We start from the raw sequence: 25,462 nt of genomic DNA, 5'->3' as shown, positions 1-25,462 counted from the left end.
CGGCCCTCTGTTGGGGGTGCGCCGCTTCGGCCCCAGGAGCGGCGCACGTCCGCTATGAGCCGACCCGATGGGCGAACGGGTGCAGCTCCTTCATCATCACGACGCCCCGCTCGTAGCCGAAGTCGGCTTCGACGGTGCTGCCTCCAGTCAGGTCGACGATTGCACGGACGAAGTTCGCGCCCGCCATGTGTGACGTCGGGTAGCCGCCCCCGAAACGGGCGTTGACCTCCAGCACCGCTGGGCGCCCTTCCGCGAGGATCAGGTCGATGTCGATCGGCCCCGGGATACCGAGCCGACCGGCCAGTTCGAGTCCGGTGGTCAACGCCTCGTCGCTGTCGACGGTCTCCGCCAGAGCTGTCTCCCCCCTCCTGGACTCGTGCTTCCGCCACACGCACGCGCGGATCGGACGGCCGGCCAGGTCGCCACACACCTCGACGTTGTACTCGGCGCCGTCGACGAACTCCTGCGCGATCATGTCCGCGCGGTAGCCCATGAAGAAGCGGATCTCCTCGGTGGTGCGGGCGAGGAAGGTATCGAGGCTTGCAGAGCCCGACCGTGGCTTCACGATCAACGGAGGACCCCAGCGCAACGCCTCCGCGGGATCGTCGGTGGTCGCCGGGGTCCGGAATCCCGACTCGACGAGAAAGTCGTGGGTCTTCAGCTTGTCGAGGGAGATCTCGGCCTGCCGCTGATCCGGGAAGAAGGCCGCCGCTCCCAACGCCTCGACATCCGATCGGAACGACGAGATGCGACCGAGATCGGTGTCGGAGAGCGTGAGCATCGCGTCCACGCGCTCCGACTCGACGATCTTCAGGACCCGGTCCGGGTAGTCGGGATCGGTGATGTCGGGAACGACGAGGGCGCTGTCGCACGACCGGAATCCGGGCGTGTGCTCGGTGTTGCCCGTGCCGATCACACTCCCGTGCGGAGGCAGCTCAGCGCGGAAGTACCGCGCGATGTATCCCCGCTGACCGATCGTCGAGAGCAAGATCCTCATGGCCGGAGTCCATACGCGCGGCCGAGATCCACGGACGTCCCGCGGGGGCGGAGCACGCGAGCGGGCTCGTCGCGCCGAGGACTCTCCAGCACGGCCGGGGTGGGAGCGATGAAGGAAGGCCGGAGGGAGACGGTGTAGGCCCCAACATTGCGGAACTCGAGCACGTCTCCCGCGGCGATCCGTTCTCCGGTCGTCTCCAGTCCGGTGTGCAGGACGTCGATCTCCATGCAGGTGTTGCCTGCCAGCTGGACGCTCTCGGTGCGGAGGTCCGTTCCGCCGCGCGTCGCGTCCCGGCCGAGTACCCGGACCGACGGATCGATCGTGCCCCGCAGCGGCTTGATGTCGTGCAGCGAGGCGTCCACGATCGCCACCGTGCTGCCCGCAGCGGAACGTTTGACGGAGGTCACCGGTGCGTAGAGGGTCATCGTGTCGGCCAGTAGGCCCGTTCCGGGCTCGACGATGAGACGGGGTTGATCCTCGCCGAACAGTCCACTCATCGTCTCGCCCAGCGCCTCCGCGTACTCCTGGTACGACGCCTGCGGCTCGGCAAGCTGCTGGGCGAGGTCGGTAGGAATGGTCCCCATGAAGCCGCCGCCGACGTCGAGGTAGTCGGGGCGGACGATGCCCACGCGCTCCATCGCTGCCGCGACGCATCGCAAGCGGAGCTGGAAGCTTGCTGGTGAGCGGCGCCCGGGGGTGTGCACATGTGCCCCGGCAACGCGGATGTGACCCGCGTCGAGCACCTGGCGGACAGCGCGGCAGATGTCCGGATCCTCCAGGTCGATCCCGAACCGGGAGCGCCCGTGGAACCCGTACGAGACCCGGAGGCCGACGTCGACCGGTGAACGCCCCGCGCGCCCGAGTTCGTCGAGTGTGATCAGCTCATCGACCGAGTCGATGTTGACCCGTGCCCCCTGTTCGAGGGCACGCTGCATGAAGATCCCGCTCTTGACGGGACCGTTGACGAGGATCTGCGTGCCGCTGAACCCGAGGTCCCGTGCATAGTCGAACTCCAGCTCCGACACCACCTCGGCGGTCAGCCCGAGCTCGCGTGCGACCTGGATGAACCTGGCGAGATAGTTGGTCTTGAACGAGTAGCCGATCTCGAAGTCCCGGAGGGTTCGGGAGAACTCCCGGTACATCCGCACGATGTTCGAGCGAAGACGGCCGACGTCGGCGACGTAGATCGGCCAGCCGTACTCGGCGGCGAGCCGGACGGCGTCGGCGCGGTCGAGCCCCGCGGCAGCCGCGGGTGGTGCCGTCGGTGAACCGACGTCGACCGGCCCGGCCGGACGCTCCGGTCCGTTTTCGGGTCCCGGTCGGGTCGCGGCGCCGACCGGGTACGGGTCCACTGCACGCATCCTCTGTCCGCCTCCAGGTACTGACAATCGTCGGGCTGACAGTCGGCCGACTGCAGCATGACGTTACGGACATACCGGAGAGATCGGTGGTTGCGGAACAGAGGATCTTCGGTACCCGCGGATGATTCCATCGCGAAAAGCGACGAAACGTCGCTAACGAATGTAGTGAGGCAAACGACTAGCTTCCCGAGCAACCGGACGGTACGCACGGGAGTCGAAGATGATCGGTCTGAACGGAGCGGTGAACCGGCCCGGTATCCGCAGCTCACATGCAACTCGCTCGGGGAGCCCGAGGTGACCGCCCGGTTCATCCTGTCCCTGGACTGCGAGGGCCGGTGGGGCGTCGCCGACCAACTCGAATCCGAGCACGCCCGTGCCCTGACCGACCAGGCGTTGCGCCGGGCCTACTCAGAGGTCCTCAGTGCTCTTGACAGGTTCGCTGTCCCGGCGACCTTCGCCTTCGTCGCAGCCTTCACCCTCTCACCGCAACGGCTGCAGGCTGCGCGCCCGGAGCTGCGGCGTGCCGCAGCGCGCGTCCAGGGCTACGTCGAGCATGCGGTGGACGCGTCCGCGGGTGAGGGCTGGGCCGGCGACTGGGCCCTGGAGGCGGTGCGCACGGCGCACGTCACGCACGAGCTCGCCCTCCACGGAGCCACGCACGTCCCGTGGGACCGGCCGGGCTTCACCGCAGCCGCGGCGCGGGCGGAGATGCAGCTTGCCTTCGATCTCGCTCCGGAACTCGCGCGCGACGCGCGGACCTTCATCTACCCGCGCAACCGGGTCGAGCACCGCACCGTGCTCTCCGAGTTCGGTCTCGTCGGCGCCCGGGACGACCGAGGCCGGCGGTCACGGGTCCGCTCGCTCGCCGAGGAGTTCCTGCCTGCTCGGCCAGAGGCCGACCTGCCGCTCGCCGAGCCGATCAGGATCCCGGCCGGCCACTTCCTGAACTGGCGATGCGGTCGGCGGCGGGTCATTCCGCCGGTGATCACCCGGGAACGGATTCGGCGGTCCGTGGCCGCGGCGGAACGCACCGGAGCGACCGTCCACCTCTGGACGCATCCGGAGAACTTCGCGTCCGGACCGGGAACGCTCGACGTGCTGCGCGGGATCCTCGAGGACGTCGCGCGTGCGCGTGACGCGGGACGATGTGAGGTACTGACCCAGGTGGACTACTGCCGCACGGTCGATCCGGGGCTCTTCGACCGCATCGCGCGCGATCGGACTCGGGTGCACCTCCCGGAGAAGCCCGGGGTGCGGGGCGACCGGTAGCTCGTCGAGCTGCTGCACCGGTCCGGCCGCGCGCCGGTCCGGCGATTCAGCTGCCGCCCGAACCGAGCAACCTCGACCGCGCCTCCAGGAGGCGGGTCGGGTCCTTGGTCCAGTCCTCCCAGCTGCGGGCCACCGTTCCGACGATCTGTGCGGTGCGTCCCGGGTCGCGCTCCCGCGCCAGCGCGATCAGCTCGTAGTCCTCGACACCGTCCCGGAGCCACTTCAGCCGCAGCGACGGCGCTGCCCCGTCCGGGATCCCCACCTGCTCGCCCGGGTACACGAGCTGTCCCTCCCCCGGGTAGCCCTCCTCGTAGGCGTGCACGTCGTTCCACGGGTCGTCGGTCCAGTAGTCCGCACGCCAGTACAGGATCCCCGTCAGTCCGAGCCGCTGGTTGAGGAATCCGGGCTGGATCCGGAAGTCGGTGGGTGCGAAGTCGATCAGCCACTTCGGGGAGTAGCCGTCCTGGGCGAGCGCGTTGTACGACCACACCGTCGAGCCGAGCTCCCTGGCCCGGTCGACCAGGTCCGGGTCGTCGACGTACTGCTTCGGAAGCAGGGCCCAGATGTCGACGGCGGGCCGTCCAGTGCCGTCGTCGAACAGGGCCGGGTCGGGCGCCTGGGTGATGAGCTGCTCCACTCCTGCCGCGTGCAGAGCCCGTGACCACTCCCGAACCGGCTCGATGAGGCCGTCGCAGCCGCCGATCTCGTCCGCGGTGTAGTTGAGCAGCTGAGCGCCGGGACGTGTCTCCTGCGCCGCGGCTGCCCGGATCTCCTCGACCGGCGGTGGTGGGGTCATCCGGCACCGCCGTTCGTCGGCACCGCTGAACAGTCCCACGTCGGTCACGTTCACGATCGCAGCGAGCGGATCACCGGGAGGCGGTAGCGCCGAAGTCGGCACCAGCTTGTTGCGCAGGAGCTCACGGCTGACCGATTCCTTGGCACCCCAGTTGAGCACGAGGCTGCGCAGCGAGGGTCGGACCGGGAACTGCAGGTCGGCGACATCGACGGTGACCCGCCCGGACTCGCGGAATCCGTCGGCGGTGACGGTCCAGGTGCCCTCGTAGGTGCCTGGCACGGCGTCCCGCGGTACATCGACGTCGATCCAGTACGGCTGGTTCGCGGCGGGATCGACGTCGACCCCGGCGGCACGGATCTCCCCGTCGAGTGGGGCCCCGGTCTCAGGGTGCACGAACGGGACCAGCGCGTCGGCGTAGCGTCCCGGTGCACCCGGCCGGTTCGGGCCGCCCCGGTCCGGGCTGCTCTCCGGAACGTCCACGTAGTGCTCCCGGTATCGGGTCGTGCCCGGCAGCTCCGCACCCTCCGGCCCAACCAGGGGCCCGACCTCGAGGTCCACCCCGTCCAGCCCACTTCGCCCACCGGACACGACGACCTGGAAGGACTCGATCTCGCCGCGGGCGGCGAGCAGTGAGGTGTCGGCCCGGCTCTCCGCCGGGTCGAACTCGCCGACCCGGCTCATCGGGCCTGCGATCCACGCCGACGGTGCACGGTCGCTCACCGGCCGCTCCGGAGTGCACGCTCCGGTGAGGGCCACCGCAACGAGGATCGCGCCGAACCGGGCCCCCGCACCCGCCCTAGGTCCGGGCACGGCCGGCGAAGACGACACCGTCGAGCGTGACGCCGTTGTGCTCCAGTTCGAGCATGCCCTGATCCAGCACCGGACCTCGGGCGTTCGGCCCTACGACGGCGACGCGGGAGTCGACGGCGTCGGCGACAGCGAGCGCGTCCGGGTGGGCGGCCAGCGGTGGTGCCGCGACCACCAGGAGATCGGCGGTCAGCCTCAGCTCGGCCAGCACCGTCCCGAAACGTTCGCCCTGTAGAACGTCGAAGGGGCTGACGGCCGGTTCGCCCGCCGGGAGGACGGTGAGTCCGTCGGTGGTCGTCGCCTGCACCGCCTGGGTCGCGTCGTGCCCGTGGAGCACCTCGGACAGGCCGGGGCCCTCCGAGTAGACGTGCAACCTCGCCAGGCATCCGTCGCCGCCCCGGAGGTCGGCTGCGACGAGCAGCACGGAGCGGCCGACGCGGGTGACGCTGCGGCAGAGGTCGACCGCGACCGCGGTCGCATGAGGCGCGTCCCGTGGGTCGACGGCGAAGACGACGACGGCGTCGTGCGGCTTGAGCTGTCCGCGGTTCTGCAGTCGTTGCCGCACGAGCCCGATCGCGTCGGACGCGGCCGAGCCCGGCTCGGCCGGGTCCCCGGTCCGCTGCAGCCTCGACACCGAGCGCCACCACCCTCCGAGACGCCCCGGCTCCACCGCTCCGGGGACGGAACCGAGCGGCGGTCCGGACAGCGCCGAGGCCGCGCCGGCGGCTGTACGGACCCGTTGGTCCCCGTGCTCGGCGGCGCCGGCCGCGGCCAGACCTGCGACGAGGGCCAGCAGGGCCGCTCCGGCCCCGACCGTCAGCAGGTCCGGGCTGGTCACGCCGGATGGTGATGCCGGGTCGACGACCACGGGAACGGCAGCCGGAGCGACGGCGCGCGCCGCGGCGGCGGACTCCTCGTAGGCGATCCGCTGCTGATCGAGCGCCGCGGCCTCGGCCGGGGGCGGTGCCTGGGCCCGGCGCGCGTCGATGGCGGCGATCCGCTCGTCGAACACCGACTGGGTCCGGGCGCGCTCCTCGGCGATGGCCCGGGCACGCTCGGTGATCGCGATCTCGGTGTAGGTGTTCGCGACTTCGACGGCTTCGGCTGGCGTCGCCGCGGTCGCCGATACGGTGAGCAGGCTCTCGCCGTCGGATCCGGCGACGGTCACCTCCGGTGCGGACCCGAGCCGTTCGGTCATCGAGTCACGGACCGCACCCCCACCGAGGAACTGCCGTTCCGCGGCGGCGTCGGCCCCGGTCACTGACAGCTTCGCCGTCGCCGTGTAACCGGGGGAGAACAGCATCATCGCGGTGACCGCCAGAAGCGTCGCCACCACGACGGTCGCGAGCACCCCTCGCCAGCGATAGTGGATCACTCGCCGCCAGAAGCCGAGCTCGGCCTCATCGGCCTGTGTGTCGCGCACTTCAGCACCTCGCCCCTCGTCGTCGCGCGGCCACGTCAGGACGGAGGTCGTCCTGTCAGGAGATTTCGTTAGGTGCCGCGGTGACACGATCGCGAAGTAACGGACCACCGGACGTCGGCGACCTCTCCCGCGTCCACGACGAGACGCGGGGGAGCGGTATGCCGTGAACCGGGTGCGAACCGGCCCCAGACGGGGTGCGCGAGCGGATCGCGTGGCCTCGGTGCTGATCGCTGCGTGGGTGGCCCTGCTACCCGTGCAGTTCGACGTCGGCACGTTCGGCCTGCCCTTCCGGCTCGCTCCGTCGGACGTCCTGCTCCTGGCCTACCTGGCCCTGCGCCTGCCGCGGCTGCGACACGTGCCCCGGGCCTGGAGCGGGTGGCTGATGGCTCTCCCGGTGGTCATGGGTCTGGGCATGCTGGTGATCTACGTCCGTACCGGGCAGCTCGGGCAGTACGCCTACCTCCAGAAGGGCTTCGGCCTGCTGCTGCTGATGGCGGCGTTCTGCTGCCTGGTCGACCACCTGGATCGCTGGTACCGGATCCGTCGCCTGCTCCGGGTGCTGGTCGTCTCCGTGGTGCTGAACGCGATCGTGTCGATCGCGGCCTTCGTCCCGGCAGCGGTCGGTGCTGCGGCTCCGCCGCTGCTCAACGAGCCCTACCCGGGGGTACGGCTCACCGGCCTGCTTATCGACCCCAACGCGTTCGGCGGAATCGTGGCGCTCGCGCTGCTCGCGGTGCTCGTCGCCGGGCGCTCGGTGCTGAGCCGCGGCTGGTACCGGATCGCCGCCCCGGTCCTGGCGATCTCGCTGGTGCTGACGTTCAGCCGCTCCGCGTGGATCGGCTTCGTGTGCGGCCTGCTCGTGCTCATCGCCTTCCGGCCGGTCGCCGTGGGCGGCACCGCCCGCCGCCTCGCCGTCCGCGCCGTGGCCGCCGTTCCGCTCCTCGGTGTGGTCCTGGTCGCGGTCGTCGCCGATCCACTGCAGATGATTGAGCGTCCCGACCAGGTCCAGGCCAGGGTGGACATCATCGGCGACGCGGTCGCCGACTTCGTCACGAGCCCGTTGTTCGGCATCGGCATCGGCGGCTACCAGGCCCGGCACGGTCTCATCGTGCACAACACCATCCTGTGGTTCCTGACCGAGCTGGGACTGATCGGCCTGGTCGTCCTGCTCGGCCTGATCTGGAGCGTGGGCTCCCGCCTCCTGGCTGCGCATCGCCTCGCCCCGGTCCCGGAACGCCCGGTCGTGCTGGCGCTGCTCGCTGCACACGCCTCCATGGTCGGTCTGTCGATGGGCATCGAGGCCTTCTACCAGCGGCACTGGTGGCTGATCATCGCGATGGCCTCGGCCGCCTGGGCGCTGTGCCCGGCGCGGCCACGTCCCACGGAGCGCACGCAGCCGCTCGCGGTCCCGGTCGGATGACCAACCGCACCGGGCTCAGAGGAGCGCACTGGGGCGCGATCTCCCAGGGACTCAACACTGGGACGAGCTTCATCCTGTCGTTTCTGGTCGCGCGGTCCCAGGACCCGGCCGAATTCGGCCAGTTCGCGCTCGTCCTCGCGCTGCTGGCGATCGCCGTCGGATTGGCCCACGAGTGCGGCAGCACCGTCCTGACGATCGCCCACGCCGCGGACCGGCGTCGTCTGCCCGCGGCCGCCCGCCGCAGCACCGGCTACACGTGGACCCTCGGTGTCGTCGTCGGGGCGGGGTGTCTCGCGCTGGCCGCCGTCACCGAGGGTCCGATCGTGCCGGTCCTGCTCGTCGTCGCAGCGGCCATGCCGGCGGTCCTGCTCCAGGACGGCGTGCGCGGCTACCTGATCGCCTCCGCTCGCCCTCGTGCGGCCGCGGCGAACGACGGCATCCGGATGGGAGTACAGCTCGGACTCACCGTCGTCCTGCTGGTGAGCGTTCCCGACCCGCCCATGTGGACCTACGTGGCCGCGTGGGCCGCCGGCGCGGCCGTGGCGTCGGCCGTCGGACTGTGGTGGGCCGGCCTCGTCCCCGTGCGGACGCTGCCGCACCGCTGGATCGTCGAGCATCGCACGCTCGCGCTGCCGCTTCTGGCGATGTTCGCGCTCACCTCGCTGCCCAGCCAGGCCGTGGTGGTGTTGATGCCGCTGGCCGCCGATCTGGAGCAGACCGGCGCCCTGCGGGCCGCCTACCTGCTGTTCGGACCGATGGGCACGCTGTTCGCCGCCGTGTACTCGCTCGCCCTGGTCGACGCCGTGCGTTCGGGCGGGCCGTCGGAGGTCGTCCGCATCGGACGCCGGGTGGCCCTGTTCCTGGGCTGTGCCGGAATCGTCTGGGGCGCGGTGGTGGCGTTCCTCCCGGCCGTGATCGGGCGGCAGCTGATCGGCCCGAGCTGGGACCTGACCGCCGACACCCGGCTTGTGCTCGGGCTCAGCCTCGTCGCCGAAGGCGTGATCTTCGGGGCGACCACGGTGATGGGAGCTCTGCGCCAGCCGCGACGGATGGTGTGGGCGCGCCTGCTCTCGGCCCCTGTCATGCTCGGCGTCGCGCTCGGCCTGTCCCACGGACTCGGAGCGACCGGCGCGGCCATCGGCTTCCTCGTCGGCTACACGGCCTGCGCGATCTTCGCCTGGGCGCAGGTACCGCGCGCCGTCCGGGGTCCGGCCCCCTATTCCGATTCCACCGTCGCGGTTCCGGCCCGACGTGTCCCCGAGGAGGGCACTCCATGAACGACGTCCCCACGCCGCGGCTCGCCCTCGTGGTGACGAGTCACCTGACCGCGGCCGCGTTCCTGCCCGGGTTGGTCGGTCACCTCGTCGGTTCCGGCTGGCGGGTCGGTGTCGTCTGCGCCCCCGGCCCGGGACTCGGCGCGGTCGAAGCGGCCGGAGCCGAGCTGCACCTGGTCGAGATGGCCCGGGAGCCCGACCTCTGGAGCGATCTCCGCTCGGTCCGCGCTCTCTCCGGCGTCATCGCTGCGATCGCGCCGGACGTGCTGGTCAGCGCCACTCCGAAGGCGGGTCTGCTCGCTACGCTGGCGGCCCGCCGGAGGCGGGTGCCCGTCGTGGTGCACTGCATGTGGGGCCTGCGGAGCGAGACCCTGACCGGGTTGCGGAGGGCCTACGTGCTGGCTTTCGAGACCATCACGGCACGGCTGTCCCACCGGGTGCTGGCGAACAGTCACAGTCTGGGCCGCGTGCTCGTGCGGACCCGGATCGCCGGCGCCGGCGACATCGACGTGCTCGGAGCCGGAAGTTCGCACGGTGTCGACGTGGACCGGTACGTGCCCGTGGCCCAGGAGTGTGACGCCGGCGTGCTCGCGCAGGCGCGGTCGCTGCGCCAGGAGCTCGACCGGCTCGGCGACGGGCCGGTCATCGGGTTCGTCGGCCGGCTGACCCGGGACAAGGGACTACACGAGCTGGTCGATGCGGTGCGGATGCTCCGGAGCCGCGGAACCGCCTGCCGGCTGCTCGTCGCCGGGCTCGGCGAGGACGCCGGGACGGGGCGGATGCTCGAGGACGCCGTGGCCGAAGGGCTCCCGCTGCTGATCCTGGACAACCAGCACGATCCCCGTCCGCTCTACCAGGTGATGGACGTGCACTGCCTCCCGACGTGGCGGGAGGGTTTCCCGAACGTCTGCCTGGAGGCGTCGGCGTGTGCCCTCCCGACGGTGACGACGGACGCGACCGGCGCGGTGGACTCGGTGCTGGACGGGCGGACCGGGCTGGTCGTCCCGGTGCGGGACGCCGTCGCCCTCGCCGGGGCGCTCGGGGAGCTGATCCTGGACGGGGCCCAGCGGGCCCGGTTCGGCGCTGCCGCCCGCGAGTGGGTCGAGTCCGATTTCGCCGCCCCCGTCGTGCACAAGGCCCACCACCAATACCTCGCCGAGCTCCACCGGCGGGCCTCGCACACCGGTGGAGCGTAGCGGCGTCAAGCGTCGGCTGCTGCCGAGGGGAGAGCCTCGGCTACGCCGACACGCTGCACGAACGCGGCGATCCCCGTGATCGTCCTGAAGTCCGACGGGTCGAACTCCTCCAGCGGCAGCTCGCAGCCGAACTCGTCCTCCATGCCACCGATGATCGTCACCAGAGCGAGCGAATCGAGCAGGCCGGTGTCCACGAGGTCGACGTCGACCGAGACGACGCTGACGGTCAGCAGGTCCTCGACGATCCCGCGGACCCGTGCTTCGACCGATTCGGATGGGGCACCCACGTGGTTCACCCGGCCTCCCGTGTTGTGTCGATCAGCCGCTCCCGGACCGAGCGGCGGTCGATCTTTCCGTTGACGTTCTTCGGCAGCGCGGTGACGAACTCCCAGCGTGCCGGGATCATGTAGCCGGGGAGCAGCTCGCGGACGGCCGTCCGCAGCTCCGCCCCGGTGAGTTCCGCCCCGTCGACGAGTGCCAGCGAGCACCAGATCGCCGTCCCCTCGAACCCGTCGGTCGGGATCCCCACGACGGCACACTCCTTGACGCCCGGAACGGCGTTGACGGCGGTCTCGATCTCACCGAGCTCGATCCGGTATCCCCGGCTCTTGATCTGGGAGTCGGCCCGCCCGAGGAAGTCGACGAGTCCGCCCGGCCCGACCCTGGCCAGGTCACCGGTTCGGTAGATCCGCTCGCGCGGGTCACGCGGATCGGGCACGAACACCTCTGCGGTACGGTCCGGGTCTCTCCAGTAGCCCGGTGACAACCCGACACCGCCGATGTAGAGGTCGCCGATCTCCCCCGGTGGGAGCGGCCGGAGCTGCTCGTCCAGGACGAGCAGCTCCTCGCCGTCGCACGCGACGCCGATCGGGATCGGCTCGGTCTCGGTCTCGGGAACCTCCACAACGGTGTGGACACTGCTGGCGATGGTCGCCTCGGTCGGCCCGTACAGATTGGTGAAACGCGCGTGGGGCAGCCGGCACATCCAGTGCCTCAGCACCGGCGTCGGAAGGACCTCGCCGCACCACAGGAGCCGCTTCAGTGCCGGGAAGTCGTCTTCGCCGACGACGTCGAACTTCGCGAGCAGCGTCAGGACCGAGGGCACGGAGAACCACTGCGTCAGCGCACGGTCACGGATGAACCGTGCGAGCCCGCGCGGGTCGAGCCCCAGTGAGGCCGGCACCGGGTGCAGCTCGGCCCCGGCGGCGAACGTGGCGTAGATGTCGAACGTCGACAGGTCGAAGTGCAGCGGAGGATGCCCGGAGATCCGGTCGTCCGGGCTGGTCCCGAAGTAGGAGGTCGCCCACTCGACGAAGGCGAGGACGTTTCGGTGGGTGATACCGACGCCCTTCGGTGCACCGGTCGATCCGGAGGTGAACAGCAGGTGTGCGAGGGCGTCCCCGCCGCGGGTACCGGCCAGCTCACGGTCGTCGAACCCGGCGGTGGCGGTGAGGGAGAAGGCGGTGCCGAACCGCTCGCCGGTGGTGTGCGCGTCGACAGCGCCGATCCGCACCCCGGTGCCGAGCCGATCCTCGGCGATCAGGGCGTCCACCAGCGACGTCGCGGAGGCGTCGACGAGGACCGCGCCGGGTTCGGCGGCGTCCAGGATCCGCGCGACCCGGGCGGCCGGGCTCGCGCTGTCGATCGGCACGTAGATCCCGCCGGCCTTGAGCACCGACACCAGAGACGCGATCGTCGCCGACGACTTCGCGCCTACCACACAGACACGGTCGCCCTCGGCGATGCCGGTCTCGCGGAGGAGCCGGGCGGCCCGGTTGGTCCAGGACTCCAGGTCGGCGTAGGTGGTCCGGCCGGAGACGTCGTGCAGGGCGACCCGTTCCGGATACTTGTGCGCGGCGCGGGTGACGTAGTGCTGCAGGTTGTCGGTCATGGCTGCACGCTTTCCCTGGCGAGGTCGACGACGGTCCCGATGTGTTTGAGCTCGGCCGGCGACTCCGGAATGTCGAGGACGATCGTGCGCGCCCCGAGCTCGAGGTAGCGGGCGAGTACGCCGGCCACCTCGTCGTAGCTGCCCACCAGGTACGGGCAGAACGTCTTGTAGTGCTGGAAGGGCCCCAGCCAGTACGGGTCACCGACCCCGCCGGCGTCCCGGTCGGAGAGCTGACGGTGCCAGTGCGAGTCGGAGACCGCCATGGCCAGCCGATGCGTGATGCGACCGGTCCGGTCGGTGGGGAATCGTGCGTGGGCCGCGTGCCACGCGGCCTCGGAGCGGGGGCGGGCGATGATGCCGACGCGGATCCCGAACTCATCGACGCCGTCCGGGCGGGTCGACGGGTCCTCGGGCCGCTCCGGGTAGCGGACGGGCGTCGCATCGACGGCCAGTGCCGCGGCCAGCCCGGCCGGGGAGGACCCCGACATCGTCAGCTGCGGCAGCAGATCGGCGGGAAGTGCCGGCGCGAGGGTGAGCCGGTCCACGGTGTAGTGCCGGCCTCGGACAGTCATGGTCTCGCCGCGGAGCAGCCCCATCACGATGCGGGTGTACTCGGTCGTCCGTTCGTACCGCTGATCGTGCTCGGTCGGGTCGCCCAGCGCGATCAGGTCGTTGCGGAATCCCCCAGCCAGCATGTTGAGGTGCACTGACCGTCCGTGCAGGTACGCAAGTGAGCTGACCTGCGTGGCCACGGCGTAGGGGTGCATGTAGACCGGCTGGACCGCCACCAGCGGGGCGAGTCCGGATGTGCACTGGAGCACCATCTGCGCGACCGTCCACGGGTCGACCAGACCGTTGTCGGTATACACGAGCATCCCGGTGCACCCCGCCTCCTCGCTCCAGCGGGAGACGTCGCGGACCGCCTCGAGGTAGTCCGCCGAGGAGAGGTCCTTGGACTGCGGGCAGGTCGAGTAGAGCATGATCGACGTCATCTGGGGCAACCCGTTCGTGTCATGGTCGGAGCAGCTGCGCCGAGCCGGTCTCCCGGCCGCAGGACCGAGCCGGGATCGACACGTCGTCCGTCGGCTCGCAGGCGGCCCACCGTCACCCACTCGTCGAAGGCGGCGATGTCGACCCCGGCGGGGCCCGTCGCACCGACCTCGCCGGGAACCGCGTCCGAGGTGACGCCGGTACGCACGGCCCGGAGGATCTCCAACGTCCGGCCATCCGGTGTCGTCGCGGTGGCGGCCCCCCAGGGCGAGGGCCAGGGGTGGTAGTCGCAGGCCCGGACCAGGTCGACGATCGACCGTGCGGGTGCGGCCCAGTCCACGACGTTGTCCTCGGCCCGCCGTCGGCCGAAGTACCGCCTGCGGTTCGGGTCCTGCGGGATGCTCGGCACGGCCTCGCCGCTCTGCAGGCGCTCGACGAGCTGACCGACCAGCGCAAGACCCGCCCGGGCGCAGCGCCCGCCCAGCGTCGCGCCGTTGTCGGCGTCGGTGATCTCGACCTTGCTGGTGAAGGCGATCGGGCCGGTGTCGATTCCCGCTGCCATCCGGTGGAGCGTGACCGCGTGCGATCGGCGCCCATGCAGGATCGCCCAGCTGGGGGCGTGCAGGCCGGCGTAGCCCGGGAGCGGGCCGGGATGCAGATTGTAGCTGCCCAGGCGTGGAGCATCGAGGACAGCGGCGTCGACGATGTGCAGCGAGTGGACGTTGAGCAGCATGTCGACCCGCGCGCGCCGCAGTTCGGCGGCGAGGTCGGCAGAGCGTACGTCCCGCGCCGGGCGCAACGGGATCCGCGACTCCCGCGCGGCTTCCGCCAGATCGCGACCGCCGGGCTCCGGATCGGACAGGACCGCGACGATCTCGCAGCCGGTCTCCCGCAGCAGCCGGAGCGCATGCAGTCCCGCGGTCTCCTGGCCGGAGAGGACGACCCTCAGGGCGGATGTGGTGGCCGGGCCCGTCAACAGAACTCACCCTCCAGCCGGGTGAGGTATGCCTCGCCGGACCTGAAAGCCGCGACGATCCGGGGATCAGGGGAGTGCACGACCGTCCAGGGACCGGCGGCCAGCTGCGCACCCCGGTCTGCGACGTGCGGGAGCAGCGCATCGTCCAGCCGGCCGACCACGGGTGACCCGCTGCCACCGGCGTCCGCGAGAAGCTGGTCGAGTACCGGTGCCGGGTCGTGGTCCCACATCAGCTGGAGAACGCCGTTGTACGCGGTGTCGCTTCCAGCCGGTCGCCGGTAGTACAGGTACCAGCCCAGCGGCTCGCCGTCCCGTCCGGTGACGGCCCGTCCGTGCAGGCTGCCGCGGTAGTCGGCGGCCGCGAGGAAGTCGAGCAGCCAGGCGGTCGACTTCTCGTCGTACCGCGGACGGATCCGGTACCGGGCGGAGGCGGTCCGGATGAGGCCGGACAGCGTCTCCGGGTCGAGCCCGGGGCCCGGGACAGGGGCTCCGTCCGGATCGCCGGGTGCGGCGATGGACCACGAGATGCTCCGGTTGGGAAGTACGCAGGCGTTCCGGGTGCCCTGCCACACGCGGCGCGCGGCGTCGTTTGCGTTCTCCACCAGGGACAGGTCCTGTGGCCCGCGCAGGAAGCGACGGTGCAGTGCCGCGGCGGCCAGTGCCGCGTGGGGATGGTCCGGGGAGACCATGAATCGGACCGATACCGCGGCCCGCACCGGGCGGTCGTCGAGCAGCATCGGCCGGGGGATCACCCCGACGAAACCGATCACACGACCATCGGCTTCCTCGTAGACCAGCGACGTCAGCTCGTCGTCGAGCCATGGGTGGTCGAACAGGGTGCCGCCGTAGAAGGATGAGAGGTAGCGCGCGAAGGACGGGGCCGGTGCACGTCCGGCCAGCAGGGTCGCCCGGTGCAGGCCGATCACCGCCTTGGCATCCTCGACCCGATAGGCACGGATCCGTCCGGTCATCGGCTCGGTTCCGGATCGTCGACGGGCGTCCGGGCTGGTTCCGGGATGACGTGCCGCGGGAACGGAACCGTCGCGGGCCCCGCCTCCGGCCCGTCGGCGCCCGCCGGGTCGGGGAAATCGGGGTTCACTCCACCGTCCGCCGTGATGCCGTTCGGCCGGACCAGCCGGTGCAGGGTTCGGGCGATGATCTCGAGATCCAGCCGCACCGAGCGGTGCTCGATGTAGTAAACGTCGAGCTCGATGCGGGCCGGCCAGCTGATCGAATTGCGTCCGTTGACCTGCGCCCAGCCGGTCAGGCCGGGGCGTACTGCCAGCCGGCGACGCTCGTGAGCCGAGTACCGCGCGACCTGGTCCGGCAGGGTGGGACGGGGACCGATGAACGACATCTCGCCCCGCAGGATGTTCCACAGCTGGGGGAGCTCGTCCAGGCTTGTCGCCCGCAGGAAGTGCCCCAGCGGTGGTGTGCGGGCGGCATCACCCTCCTCAGGTGTGCGTTCGACGCGCATGGTGCGGAACTTGACCAGCGTGAACTCCTTGCCGTGCCACCCCGAGCGGACCTGGCGGAACAGCACCGGCCGTCCGAGGCCGAGCAGCACGGCGAGGGTGACCAGCAGTGCCACCGGCAGGAGGAGGACCGCAGCGACGAGCGCCAGCCCGACATCCATCGCGCGCCTCATGCCCGGGCCTCCCTCAGGACTCGACGGGCGGCCTCGGCGACATCGGCGACGTCGCGCGCATCGAGGGTCGGATGGACCGGCAGGACGAAAGACGTGCGGCCCAGGCGCGCACCGACCGGCAGCTCGCCCTCAGGTCGCCCGACCTCCTCGAACGCCCGCTCCCGGTAGATCTCGGTGCAGCCGCCGTGAGCGCAGCGCACACCCTCGGCATTGATCGCCGCGACGATCCGCTCGCGGTCCCATCCGGGGCGCAGGCGTTCGGGCCGGACATGTGCGTAGAAGCGGTAGTAGGCGTGCAGCACGTCGTCGGGGACCGGGGGGACCGTCACCGCCGGCTCCAGGGCGAGCGTGTCGCGGAGAACTGCGGCGTTGCGGCGGCGGCGTTCCACCCAGGCCGGAAGCTTGCGGATCTGGATCCGGCCGATCGCAGCCTGCATCTCGGTCATCCGGGCATTGGTGCCGAAGCTGTCGTGCAGGTACCGGAACCCCGGGACGGGCGCCGGCTCGTTCGCCCGGACGAAGGACTTCCCGTGATCCTTGAGCTCCCAGCAACGACGGGCGATCGCCGGGTCCGATGTGGTGATCGCGCCACCTTCGCCGCCGGTGCTCATGATCTTGTCCTGGCAGAAGGACCAGGCGGCCACCACACCGGACCGTCCGACCGGGACCCCGTCCCGGCGTGCTCCGTGCGCCTGTGCGCAGTCCTCGACCAGGGCGAGGCCGTATCGTTCCGTCAGCGCCACGAGACCGGCCGTGTCAGCTGGGTAGCCGCCGACGTGTACGACGACCACAGCGGCCGTGCGAGCGGTCAGGCGCGGTTCGACGGTGGCGGCCGACAGGCCCTGGGTGATCTCGTCGACGTCCGCGACGATCGGGATTGCGCCGCATGCGGCGACGGCGGACGCGGTGGCGACGAACGTCGCCGCCGGTACCACCACCTCGTCGCCACGCTCGATCCCGATCGCCCTCAATGCTAGTTCGAGGGCGACGGTGCCGTTGGCGACCGCGACGGCGTGGCCCGCTCCGGCCCAGCCGGCGAACTCCGCCTCGAAGGCCCGGCCGTGCGTGCCCGTCCAGTAGTTCACCCGTCCCGAGACGAGGACCTCCGTGGCGGCGGTGATCTCGTCCTCGTCGTAGTGCGGCCACGGAGGCAGCGGTCCGGTACGGACCGGTGTCCCGCCGGCCAGCGCGAGGGCGGCCGGGGCGGTGTCCCGGGGCAAGGTCGTCATCGGCGGTCCCCGATCGAGATCACTGCGGCGAGGATGTCGTCGGAACCGGCGCGTCCGCCGGGCACGTTCAGCACGGTGTCGCCGTCCACGAACGCACGCATCGCGGCACCCGCCTGGCCGGGCCGGATCGTCATCGTCCGCACGTCGTCATACAACGGCGGCACCGGGACGTGGGATACCGCCGGGTGGACCGGTCGTACGTCCTGCTCGTCGTCGCCGAACAGCTCCTCGTGCAGCTTCTCGCCGTCCCTGAGGCCCGTGTAGACGATCTGCACCGACCGGCCGGCCAGCACCGTGAGTTGCCGGGCGATGTCGACGATCCGGACGGGATCGCCCATGTCGAGCACCAGAGCCTCGCCGGGCCGCCCGACCGCGCCGGCCTGGATCACCAACCGGACCGCCTCCGGGATCGTCATGAAGAACCGGGTGACATCAGGGTGTGTGATGGTGACCGGCTGACCCGAACCGATCTGCTCGGCGAACGTGGTCAGGACCGATCCGCGGCTGCCCAGCACGTTGCCGAACCGCACGGAGACGTAGGTGCCCGCCGCGGTCTGGGCGGCGCCCGCGATCAGTCGCTCGCCCAGTCGTTTCGAATAACCGAGGACGCTGGTCGGGTTGGCCGCCTTGTCGGTTGAGATGTTCACGAATCGGCTGACGTCCGTCGCCCTGGCGGCCGCGAGCACGTTCGCCGTGCCGACGACGTTGGTCTGCCACGCCTCCTCCGGATACTGCTCGAGCATCGGGAGATGCTTGAGCGCCGCTGCATGGAACACCACGTCGGGACGTCTCTCCTGGAAGAGGTGCAGGAGGGTGTCTGCGTCCCGGATGTCGGCGAGGATCACGTCGGGCGAGTCCAGCAGTGCCCGCCCGTGGATGGACAGTTGCAGTGCGTGCAACGCCGATTCGTCCCGGTCCAGCATCAACAGGCTCGCCGGCCCGTACTGGTTCAGTTGCCGGCACAGCTCCGAGCCGATCGAGCCACCTGCTCCGGTGACGAGTACACACCGCCCGGCCACGTAGTCGGCAATCGAGGTCAGGTCGACCTCGACCGGAGTGCGGCCGATGAGGTCGGCGATGTCGAGGTCCTGCAGGTCGGAGAACCCGATCCAGGGTCGGAACATCTCCCGCAGCGCGGGGATGACTTTGACCTGCAGGCCCGCTCCCGTGGCGATCCGGCTGATCTCGCGCATGTCCTCGACCTCGAGGTCTCGGATGGCGATCACCAGGAACTCCGCCCCGGTCCGGGTCGCGATCTCCGGGATGTCGGAGCGTGTTCCGCTGACCGGGACCCCGGAGATCCGGCGTGCACGTACCTGCGGGTCGTCGTCGACCAGCGAGACCGGGAGATAGCCCGAGCCGGGTTCGCCGAGCATCGAACGGACGATCTGCTGCCCTCCCCACCCTGCGCCGAACACGATCACCTTCGCGGAGGACGCAGGATCGGGTCGCGAGCGCCGTTCGTGGAGCAGCCGACGCCCGACCCGCTGACCGACGGCCAGCGGCACGGCAACCAGGAGGGCGATCAACGGGAGTGACCGGGGAATGGTGACCGGAGGAATCAGGCCGATCGCGAAAAGTGTTGTGCCAGTTACGGAAAATGAGCAGACGACGTGAAGTGCATCATCGACCGCGCCCATCACTTGGCGCCCACGAAGCCGATCGACAAGCCTCGAGACGGCCATCTGGATCGCGAACGCCACCGCGAACGCGACCACGAGTTCACTCGGAGTGACGACCGTCCACAGCTCACCGTCGAGTCTCAGCCAGGCAGCTACCGCCAAGGCTGGAGTCCAGGTCAGCGCGTCGATGATGCCGCCGAACGTGATGTTGTGACCGCTGGTCCGGGTGACGTCCGATGTCCACCTTCGCATGATCGAATCCTCCCGTCGATCGCGACGCGTGAGGACTCTCGAATCACTACGGGGGCGTTACGGCGATCAACTGGATTTCTTTCCGGTTACTCTTTTCGGGGTAGTGGTGGAAGTCTGCGCCTGCACCGCACAGGCCAGCGGGGGATTGCCGTCCGTTGCATCTGTGGACGCTCGTCCGGAGGTCGGGCTGCCGCCTTTCAGCCCGACCCCGACGACGTGACCACCGCCGTGGTCGCCACCGTCGTCACCAACGCCACCATCGCCGCGTCGTACTGCGCCTTCACCACGGGGTTGTCCTTCAGTCCCTTCGCGATCGTCGCCGCCCGCTTCGTCCCGATCTTCCGCTGCGCCGGGTCCACCCCGGCGAGCGCCGCCTTCACCTGCGACGTCGAGTGCAGCAGCGTGATCAGCAGTGCGTCGTGCGCCCCCGGCTCGATCCCGGTGACCAGGATCCCGCGCAGCCGCTCCCGCAACGCGCGCTCCGGGGCCGGATCGAGTGCGGGCAGCCGGGTGGTCCGGAACAGCCCGAGGACCTTGCCCTCCTCGCGGCTGAGCACACCGTTGTCGACCAGTCGCTCGGCGACCAGCTCGGCCGGCTTCGTGTGCTTCCACGGCAGCGTGCTCACCCAGTGCGAGACGGTGCGCGGCTTGCCGTCGGCCGCGATGACGTCGTAGACCTTCCGCAGCGCCGGGTGCTCGGGCGCGCGGCCTGCCGGGTGCAGCTTCTTCTTCTCGTCGACGGTCACGGCGCCGCCCTCGATCAGGTCGCAGACCAGCGCGCCGTGCAGGCACGACGGGTCGAACCAGCCGTCGGCCTTCCCGGTCTCGTCGTGCAGGCCGATGAGCAGCAGTTCCTCGCTGAGCAACAGATCCCCCATGCCGCACGACCGTAGCCGCACCGGGCTCCCGCCACCTCCTGCGCGAGGACGAGCTCTACGGCGCCGCCGTCACCTCCGGAGGACCCATGGCGTCGGGTCCGCGCCGGTCGGTCCGCAGCTCGACGGTGACCTCGCGGGAGCCGCCGCGCGGCGACCGGGTGTGCAGCGCGGCGCGCACCCTGAACAGGTGCTCGGCGGTGCGTTCGATGCGCAGCAGTCCGAGGCCCTCCGGGTTGCCGCGGCCGAGCCCGGTCAGCGAGACCGCGACGTCGCCGTCGTCCGGATCGGGTGCGGTGACGGCCCGGCTGCGCAGGTCACCGATCCGGGCCAGCGGCGCACCTGGCGCGTAGGGGTCGCGGACCGCCGACCCACCGGACAGCGCCCGCAGCAGCTTCGCCGGGACCGCGAACAGCGTCTCGAACAGGGTGGATCCGGCGACCAGCGACATGGGTGACGACACCAGCTCCAGCAGGGGCAGCGACGGCGCGTGCCCGACGTAGCTGGAGTGGATGTCGCCGCCGACGGTCACCGTGGGGCGGCCGTCCCGCGCGGTGACCAGGCCGTCCCAGAACCGGGCGTACTGGTCGGGGTAGTCGGCGATCTGCAGGTCGATCGCCCGTTCCACCCGGGAGCCGAGCGGGCGCTCGCGCAGCCGCGTCCGGTACGGCGGGACGAGCAGCGGCTGCGGGGTGACGAGCACCAGCACCGGCGCCTCGGCGGCGATGGCGAGCACCTGCTCCACCGCCGCGTCGTCGACGAACGCCGACAGCTCCGGGTCGTCGGTGCGCCGGGTGCGCCGGGTGCGGGTGTCGAGCAGCACGATCTGCACCTCGTCGAGGTCGATCCGCTGCACCAGCTGGTTCAACGGCCGGTGCACCTGCCCGGCCGGGTCGTGCCGGGGCGGGCGGTGCGGATCGGCCGTCGCCGGATCCCCGATCGCCCGGTCGTCGAGCTCGCCACGGGTGATCCGGCCGGTGTCGCGGTCGCGCACGCTGGGCGTCTGGAACGAGCCGTACAGGTCGAACGAGGCGCGGCCCCAGGCGTCCCACTCGTCGGGATGCGGCGGGTGGTAGTTCTGCACCAGCGGGTCCTCCGGCACCGTGCCGGGATCGGCCGGCACCGGCACCGGATCCCCGGGACGCCGCCGGGCCAGCGCCAGGTACCGGCGCACGGTGCCGATCCCCGCCCGCACGATGTTGGCGTAGGAGTGCCGGGCGGTCACCGAGGACTGCGGCCAGTTGTTCCAGAACTCGTGGTCGTCGGGCAGGAACCAGTGCGGACCATGCGTGAGCAGCTCGCGCATCCCGAGATGGTGGTGCTCGCCGTAGCGCTGCATCCCCCACGACGTCCAGTACTCCAGCAGCCCGTAGGTGCGCGGGGTGCTGCGCGCCATCGTCCCGTAGAACTTCGCCGGCGCGTCGGCGTAGACCTGATCACCCGTCAGCAGCGTCAGGTCAGGTGCAGCGACCTCGTCGCGCAGCCTGCGGAACGCGGCGTCGAGCGCGTTGGTGGTGTCGGTGTCGGCGTCGTAGCAGGAACCGACCAGTGCGGTCAGCGTGTCGCCGATCCCGATCCGGTGCGGGAGCGTGCGCACCCGGCAGGACGCGCGACGGTGCTCCTCGCGCAGGCCCGCCACCGGCGCGAGCTCCACGTGCGCCTCGCCCCAGGCGTCGGGCATCAACCGGTCGACGACGACGTGGCCGTGGAAGAACCGGGTGCCCGCCCGCCATCCGGTGACCGGGCGCTCGTCGTCGAAGCCGAACCGGAGCAGCGTGAGCTCCGCCTCCGCCGCACCGACCGCGCCGTCGACCCGCACCCTCGCGGTCAGCGTCTCGGCGGCGCAGCCGTGCACCAGGGTGCCGATCCACAGCCGGACCTGGCGGGTACCGGCGTCCTTCCCGACGACCAGCAGCCCCGGCTCGATGTCGCCCTCCGGGCCGCCGCGGTGCCCGAGCAGCCACTGGCCCAGCCGGAACAGGCCGCGCTGGAAGCGCCGCACGGGCGCCGTCACCTCGGTCACGTCACCAGCCTGTCAGCCCCGGAACTGCTCGGCGACGCGCATCACGTACTCGCCGTAGCCGGAACCGGCCTGGCGGGCGCCGAGCGCGTGGCAGGCGTCGGCGTCGATGAAACCCATCCGCAGGGCGACCTCCTCGACACACGCGATCCGCACCCCCTGCCGGTTCTCCAGCACCCGGACGTACTGGCCGGCGTCGGTCAGCGACTCGTGGGTGCCGGTGTCCAGCCAGGCGAAGCCACGGCCGAGGTCCTGCAGCTCGGCCCGGCCCTGTTCCAGATAGGCCCGGTTGACGTCGGTGATCTCCAGCTCGCCACGCGCGGACGGGGTGATCGAGGCGGCGATGTCGACGACCTGGTCGTCGTAGAGGTAGAGGCCGGTGATCGCGCGATCGGAGCGGGGCCGCTGCGGCTTCTCCTCGATGGAGACGAGCCGGCCGTCGGCGTCGGCCTCCCCGACGCCGTAACGCTCCGGATCCCGCACCGGGTAGCCGAACAGCACGCAGCCGGTCCGGCCGCTCACCACGTCGGCGGCCCGGCGTCGGAGCAGGCTGCCGAACGACGCGCCGTGGAAGATGTTGTCGCCCAGCACCAGCGCCGACGGCCCGCCGCGGACGTGCTCGGCCCCGATCACGAACGCCTCGGCGAGCCCGTTCGGGCTGGGCTGCTCGGCGTAGCCGATCTCCAGGCCGAGCTCGGCGCCGTCGCCGAGCAGCCGCTGGAAGCCGGGCAGGTCGTGCGGGGTGGAGATGAGCAGGATCTCCCGGATCCCGGCCAGCATCAGCGTGGTCAACGGGTGGTAGATCATCGGCTTGTCGTAGACCGGCAGCAGCTGCTTCGACACCGCCCGGGTGAGCGGGAACAGCCGGCTGCCGGTGCCCCCGGCCAGGATGATCCCCTTCACGGCCGGGCTCCCGGATGGTCGTCGAGGGCGTCGCGCCACGCCGGCATCGTGACGCCGGCGCGGGTGAGCAGGCTCAGGTCGAGCACCGAGTTCGCCGGGCGGCGGGCCTGCGGGCGTCCTGCCGCGTACTCGGCGGTGGACACCGGGCGGACATCGGCCGGGTCGCGGCCGTGCCGGGCGAACACCTCGGTGGCCAGGCCGTGCCAGCTGACCGGCTCGCCGTCGTTGGTGACGTGCACGGTCCCGCGTTCCCGCCCGGCGAGTGCCACCAGCGCCGCGGCCAGGTCACGGGCGAAGGTCGGGCGGCCGATCTGGTCGTCGACCACGGAGGGGCAGGCACCCTCCCGGGCGAGGCGGGCCATCGTCGCCACGAAGTTCGCTCCCTCGCCCACCACCCAGCTGGTGCGGACGATCAGGTGCTCGGGCGCCCCGGCCCGCACCGCGAGCTCGCCGGCGGCCTTGGACGCCCCGTAGACACCGAGCGGGGACAGCGGCGTGTCCTCGGGGATCGGGCCGGGAGCGGTGCCGTCGAACACGTACTCGGTGGAGACGTGCACGAGCGCGAACCCGTGCCGGGCGGCGGCCGCGGCCAGGTGCGCCGGACCGAGCGCGTTGGCCCGCCACGCCGCCGCGGGCTCGGTCTCGGCCCGGTCGACGGCGGTGTAGGCGGCCGCGTTGAACAGCACGCCGACGCCGGTGAAGTCGTGGCCGGCCACGGCGCCCGGATCACCGATGTCGAGGGCATCGCGACCGAGGGCGACCGCCTCCGGCAGCGCCGCGGTCAGTGCCCGTCCGAGCTGCCCGTCCGCACCCAGCACGCATGTGCGCACGCCGGCCACCTCCCTCGCCCTGTGTGCCTTCGCCCTGTGTGCCTTCGTTCGGGGCGACTCTGACACGCTGGCCTGCGGACACCGGCGACGGGGAGGGCGAATGCAGGTCGTGGTCACCGGGGGAGCCGGGTTCATCGGCTCGCACCTCGTCCGTACGGTGCTCGCCGACCGGCACCCGTCGCTGGCCGGCGCCGAGGTCGTCGTGCTCGACGCGTTCACCTACGCCGGCCGGATCGAGAACCTCGCCCCGGTGCGCGACTCCCCGCGGCTGCGGATCGAGCACGCCGACATCCGCGACCCCGCCCGGGTCCGCGAGGTGCTCACCGGCGCCGACCTGGTGCTGCACCTGGCCGCCGAGACCCACGTGGACCGCTCGATCGCCGGCGCGGCGGACTTCGTGACCACCAACGTCGTCGGCACCCAGGTGCTGCTGCAGGCGGCGCTCGATCTCGGCGTCGGCCGGTTCGTGCACGTCTCCACCGACGAGGTGTACGGCTCCATCGACGACGGCTCGTGGCCGGAGACCGATCCGCTGCTGCCGAACTCGCCGTACGCGGCGGCGAAGGCGGGCAGCGATCTGCTGGCCCGCTCCTACCACCGCACGCACGGCCTGGACGTCGTGCTGACCCGCTGCTCGAACAACTACGGCCCGTACCAGTTCCCGGAGAAGGTGATCCCGCGTTTCGTCAGCAACCTGCTCGACGGTCGGCCGGTCCCGCTCTACGGCGACGGCGCCAACGTGCGGGACTGGCTGCACGTCGACGACCACTGCCGCGGCATCGTGCTGGCCGCGGCGAAGGGCCGGGCCGGTGAGATCTACAACATCGGTGGCGGTACCGAGCTGAGCAACATCGACCTCACGTTCCGGCTGCTCGCCGAGGTCGGCGCGGGCGAGGACATGATCGAGCGCGTCGCGGACCGTAAGGGACACGACCGCCGGTACTCGGTGGACTGGTCGAAGATCCGCGACGAGCTCGGCTACACGCCGCAGGTGCCGTTCGACGAGGGGCTGGCCGCGACCGTGGCCTGGTACCGGGACAACCGCGACTGGTGGGAGGCGGTGCGCAGGTGAAGGCCACCGAACTCTCGGTCGACGGGGTGTGGCTGTTCGAGCCGACCACGTTCCCGGACGATCGCGGCTCGTTCACCGCGCCCTTCCAGGGCTCGGCGTTCCGCGAGGCGCTCGGGTTCGATCTCACCGTGGCCCAGGCGAACCAGTCGGTGAGCCGGCGCGGGGTGATCCGCGGCGTGCACTTCGCCGACGTCCCGCCGGGGCAGGCGAAGTACATCTACGTCGCCGGCGGCGCCGTGCGCGACATCGTCGTCGACCTGCGGGTGGGGTCGCCGACGTTCGGCCGGTTCGAGGTCGTCGAGCTCGACGCACGGACACCGCGGGCGCTGTACCTGGCCGAAGGACTGGGGCACGGGTTCCAGGCGCTGACCGACCGCGCGACAGTCGGCTATCTGTGCTCCACCCCGTACGCCCCGGCGGCCGAGCACGGGATCGACCCGCTGGATCCCGAACTGGGTCTGCCCTGGGCGGACGGGGTGCCGCCGGTGCTGTCGGCGAAGGACCGGGACGCCCCCACCCTGCGGCACGCGTTGGACACCGGGATGTTGCCCTCTCGCGAACTCTGCGACGTCCGGTACGAGCAGCTGCGGATGGATGGTTAGTCTCCGGCC

At 71.3% G+C, this 25,462-nt stretch carries 22 protein-coding genes; 6 read left to right on the top strand and 16 right to left on the bottom strand.

What is annotated here, in order from left to right:
• Window positions 1-52: 52 nt before the first annotated feature.
• Both Pdca_RS26200 and Pdca_RS26195 read right to left on the bottom strand, forming a co-directional pair.
• The gene (locus tag Pdca_RS26200; RefSeq protein WP_085910914.1) at window positions 53-997 is read right to left on the bottom strand and encodes an ATP-grasp domain-containing protein; all 945 of its coding nucleotides are present in this window, start codon (window positions 995-997) and stop codon (window positions 53-55) included.
• The gene (locus tag Pdca_RS26195; protein WP_158092044.1) at window positions 994-2,349 is read right to left on the bottom strand and encodes an alanine racemase; all 1,356 of its coding nucleotides are present in this window, start codon (window positions 2,347-2,349) and stop codon (window positions 994-996) included. Before Pdca_RS26195 ends, Pdca_RS26200 begins: the two co-directional genes overlap by 4 nt.
• 303 nt (window positions 2,350-2,652) lie before the next feature.
• Here Pdca_RS26195 and Pdca_RS26190 point away from each other — a divergent pair, with 303 nt between their 5' ends.
• Window positions 2,653-3,627 (top strand): polysaccharide deacetylase family protein, encoded by a 975-nt coding sequence (locus Pdca_RS26190; protein ID WP_085910916.1) that lies wholly within the window; start codon window positions 2,653-2,655, stop codon window positions 3,625-3,627.
• 46 nt (window positions 3,628-3,673) lie between these two features.
• Here the strand turns inward: Pdca_RS26190 and Pdca_RS26185 are convergent, their stop codons facing one another.
• Together Pdca_RS26185 and Pdca_RS26180 are read right to left on the bottom strand one after the other, a co-directional pair.
• The gene (locus Pdca_RS26185) at window positions 3,674-5,143 is read right to left on the bottom strand and encodes a DUF4091 domain-containing protein (RefSeq protein WP_085910917.1); all 1,470 of its coding nucleotides are present in this window, start codon (window positions 5,141-5,143) and stop codon (window positions 3,674-3,676) included.
• A 76-nt stretch (window positions 5,144-5,219) separates the two neighbouring features.
• Window positions 5,220-6,653 (bottom strand): hypothetical protein, encoded by a 1,434-nt coding sequence (locus tag Pdca_RS26180; RefSeq protein WP_085910918.1) that lies wholly within the window; start codon window positions 6,651-6,653, stop codon window positions 5,220-5,222.
• A 220-nt stretch (window positions 6,654-6,873) separates the two neighbouring features.
• Here Pdca_RS26180 and Pdca_RS26175 point away from each other — a divergent pair, with 220 nt between their 5' ends.
• Genes Pdca_RS26175 through Pdca_RS26165 form a run of 3 tightly spaced genes read left to right on the top strand, consistent with a single transcriptional unit; the run spans window position 6,874 to window position 10,543 of the window.
• On the top strand, window positions 6,874-8,073 hold the full coding sequence (locus tag Pdca_RS26175) for an O-antigen ligase family protein (RefSeq protein ID WP_125911573.1): 1,200 nt from the start codon (window positions 6,874-6,876) through the stop codon (window positions 8,071-8,073).
• The gene (locus tag Pdca_RS26170) at window positions 8,070-9,350 is read left to right on the top strand and encodes an MATE family efflux transporter (RefSeq protein ID WP_085910920.1); all 1,281 of its coding nucleotides are present in this window, start codon (window positions 8,070-8,072) and stop codon (window positions 9,348-9,350) included. The genes Pdca_RS26175 and Pdca_RS26170 overlap by 4 nt, the downstream gene beginning before the upstream one ends.
• On the top strand, window positions 9,347-10,543 hold the full coding sequence (locus Pdca_RS26165; protein WP_085910921.1) for a glycosyltransferase: 1,197 nt from the start codon (window positions 9,347-9,349) through the stop codon (window positions 10,541-10,543). The genes Pdca_RS26170 and Pdca_RS26165 overlap by 4 nt, the downstream gene beginning before the upstream one ends.
• A gap of 5 nt (window positions 10,544-10,548) precedes the next feature.
• On the opposite strand, the gene Pdca_RS35795 is transcribed toward Pdca_RS26165, so the two are convergent.
• From Pdca_RS35795 to rfbD, 12 genes are all read right to left on the bottom strand, one after another.
• Window positions 10,549-10,830 carry an acyl carrier protein gene (locus tag Pdca_RS35795; protein ID WP_158092045.1) on the bottom strand — a complete coding sequence of 94 codons (282 nt, stop codon included), beginning with the start codon at window positions 10,828-10,830 and terminating at the stop codon, window positions 10,549-10,551.
• 5 nt (window positions 10,831-10,835) lie between these two features.
• The gene (locus Pdca_RS26155; protein WP_085910923.1) at window positions 10,836-12,434 is read right to left on the bottom strand and encodes an amino acid adenylation domain-containing protein; all 1,599 of its coding nucleotides are present in this window, start codon (window positions 12,432-12,434) and stop codon (window positions 10,836-10,838) included.
• Window positions 12,431-13,426: an LLM class flavin-dependent oxidoreductase gene (locus Pdca_RS26150; protein ID WP_085910924.1), complete on the bottom strand. Its 996-nt coding sequence runs from the start codon at window positions 13,424-13,426 to the stop codon at window positions 12,431-12,433. The genes Pdca_RS26155 and Pdca_RS26150 overlap by 4 nt, the downstream gene beginning before the upstream one ends.
• A complete protein-coding gene (locus Pdca_RS26145; protein WP_085910925.1) occupies window positions 13,423-14,400 on the bottom strand; it encodes a methionyl-tRNA formyltransferase in 978 nt (325 codons plus the stop codon). Before Pdca_RS26145 ends, Pdca_RS26150 begins: the two co-directional genes overlap by 4 nt.
• Window positions 14,397-15,371, bottom strand: a complete 975-nt coding sequence (locus tag Pdca_RS26140; RefSeq protein ID WP_085910926.1) for a hypothetical protein — start codon at window positions 15,369-15,371, stop codon at window positions 14,397-14,399. The genes Pdca_RS26145 and Pdca_RS26140 overlap by 4 nt, the downstream gene beginning before the upstream one ends.
• Window positions 15,368-16,048 (bottom strand): sugar transferase, encoded by a 681-nt coding sequence (locus Pdca_RS26135; RefSeq protein ID WP_197719829.1) that lies wholly within the window; start codon window positions 16,046-16,048, stop codon window positions 15,368-15,370. Before Pdca_RS26135 ends, Pdca_RS26140 begins: the two co-directional genes overlap by 4 nt.
• Window positions 16,045-17,277: a DegT/DnrJ/EryC1/StrS family aminotransferase gene (locus tag Pdca_RS26130; protein ID WP_085910928.1), complete on the bottom strand. Its 1,233-nt coding sequence runs from the start codon at window positions 17,275-17,277 to the stop codon at window positions 16,045-16,047. Before Pdca_RS26130 ends, Pdca_RS26135 begins: the two co-directional genes overlap by 4 nt.
• Window positions 17,274-19,151 (bottom strand): nucleoside-diphosphate sugar epimerase/dehydratase, encoded by a 1,878-nt coding sequence (locus Pdca_RS26125; RefSeq protein ID WP_197719828.1) that lies wholly within the window; start codon window positions 19,149-19,151, stop codon window positions 17,274-17,276. The genes Pdca_RS26130 and Pdca_RS26125 overlap by 4 nt, the downstream gene beginning before the upstream one ends.
• A 197-nt stretch (window positions 19,152-19,348) precedes the next feature.
• Window positions 19,349-20,029: a GOLPH3/VPS74 family protein gene (locus Pdca_RS26120; protein ID WP_085910929.1), complete on the bottom strand. Its 681-nt coding sequence runs from the start codon at window positions 20,027-20,029 to the stop codon at window positions 19,349-19,351.
• Window positions 20,030-20,084: 55 nt separating this feature from the next.
• Window positions 20,085-22,049 carry an alkaline phosphatase D family protein gene (locus Pdca_RS26115; RefSeq protein WP_085910930.1) on the bottom strand — a complete coding sequence of 655 codons (1,965 nt, stop codon included), beginning with the start codon at window positions 22,047-22,049 and terminating at the stop codon, window positions 20,085-20,087.
• Window positions 22,050-22,061: 12 nt separating this feature from the next.
• Complete coding sequence (rfbA, locus tag Pdca_RS26110; RefSeq protein WP_085910931.1) at window positions 22,062-22,949, bottom strand: glucose-1-phosphate thymidylyltransferase RfbA; 888 nt, start codon at window positions 22,947-22,949, stop codon at window positions 22,062-22,064.
• Complete coding sequence (gene rfbD, locus Pdca_RS26105; protein WP_158092046.1) at window positions 22,946-23,779, bottom strand: dTDP-4-dehydrorhamnose reductase; 834 nt, start codon at window positions 23,777-23,779, stop codon at window positions 22,946-22,948. The genes rfbA and rfbD overlap by 4 nt, the downstream gene beginning before the upstream one ends.
• Window positions 23,780-23,879: 100 nt before the next feature.
• Between rfbD and rfbB the strand changes: the two genes are divergently transcribed.
• Window positions 23,880-24,851 carry a dTDP-glucose 4,6-dehydratase gene (gene rfbB, locus Pdca_RS26100; RefSeq protein WP_085910932.1) on the top strand — a complete coding sequence of 324 codons (972 nt, stop codon included), beginning with the start codon at window positions 23,880-23,882 and terminating at the stop codon, window positions 24,849-24,851.
• Window positions 24,848-25,453, top strand: coding sequence for a dTDP-4-dehydrorhamnose 3,5-epimerase family protein (locus Pdca_RS26095; RefSeq protein WP_085911002.1), 606 nt, complete (start codon window positions 24,848-24,850; stop codon window positions 25,451-25,453). Before rfbB ends, Pdca_RS26095 begins: the two co-directional genes overlap by 4 nt.
• Window positions 25,454-25,462 lie beyond the last annotated feature (9 nt).

This window comes from Pseudonocardia autotrophica (assembly GCF_003945385.1).
Classification (GTDB): domain Bacteria; phylum Actinomycetota; class Actinomycetes; order Mycobacteriales; family Pseudonocardiaceae; genus Pseudonocardia; species Pseudonocardia autotrophica.
Note: the sequence above shows the minus strand (reverse complement) of the source record. Positions and strands in the feature narration are given on the sequence as shown.

Bases quoted from the DNA above. Each gene is read 5' to 3' on its own strand.
- Pdca_RS26120 (WP_085910929.1), bottom strand. From the start codon at position 20,029: ATGGGGGATCTGTTGCTCAGCGAGGAACTGCTGCTCATCGGCCTGCAC.
- Pdca_RS26200 (WP_085910914.1), bottom strand. From the start codon at position 997: ATGAGGATCTTGCTCTCGACGATCGGTCAGCGGGGATACATCGCGCGG.
- Pdca_RS26170 (WP_085910920.1), top strand. From the start codon at position 8,070: ATGACCAACCGCACCGGGCTCAGAGGAGCGCACTGGGGCGCGATCTCC.
- Pdca_RS26150 (WP_085910924.1), bottom strand. From the start codon at position 13,426: ATGACGTCGATCATGCTCTACTCGACCTGCCCGCAGTCCAAGGACCTC.
- Pdca_RS26165 (WP_085910921.1), top strand. From the start codon at position 9,347: ATGAACGACGTCCCCACGCCGCGGCTCGCCCTCGTGGTGACGAGTCAC.
- Pdca_RS26155 (WP_085910923.1), bottom strand. From the start codon at position 12,434: ATGACCGACAACCTGCAGCACTACGTCACCCGCGCCGCGCACAAGTAT.
- Pdca_RS26130 (WP_085910928.1), bottom strand. From the start codon at position 17,277: ATGACGACCTTGCCCCGGGACACCGCCCCGGCCGCCCTCGCGCTGGCC.
- Pdca_RS26135 (WP_197719829.1), bottom strand. From the start codon at position 16,048: ATGAGGCGCGCGATGGATGTCGGGCTGGCGCTCGTCGCTGCGGTCCTC.
- Pdca_RS26125 (WP_197719828.1), bottom strand. From the start codon at position 19,151: ATGCGAAGGTGGACATCGGACGTCACCCGGACCAGCGGTCACAACATC.
- Pdca_RS26140 (WP_085910926.1), bottom strand. From the start codon at position 15,371: ATGACCGGACGGATCCGTGCCTATCGGGTCGAGGATGCCAAGGCGGTG.
- rfbB (WP_085910932.1), top strand. From the start codon at position 23,880: ATGCAGGTCGTGGTCACCGGGGGAGCCGGGTTCATCGGCTCGCACCTC.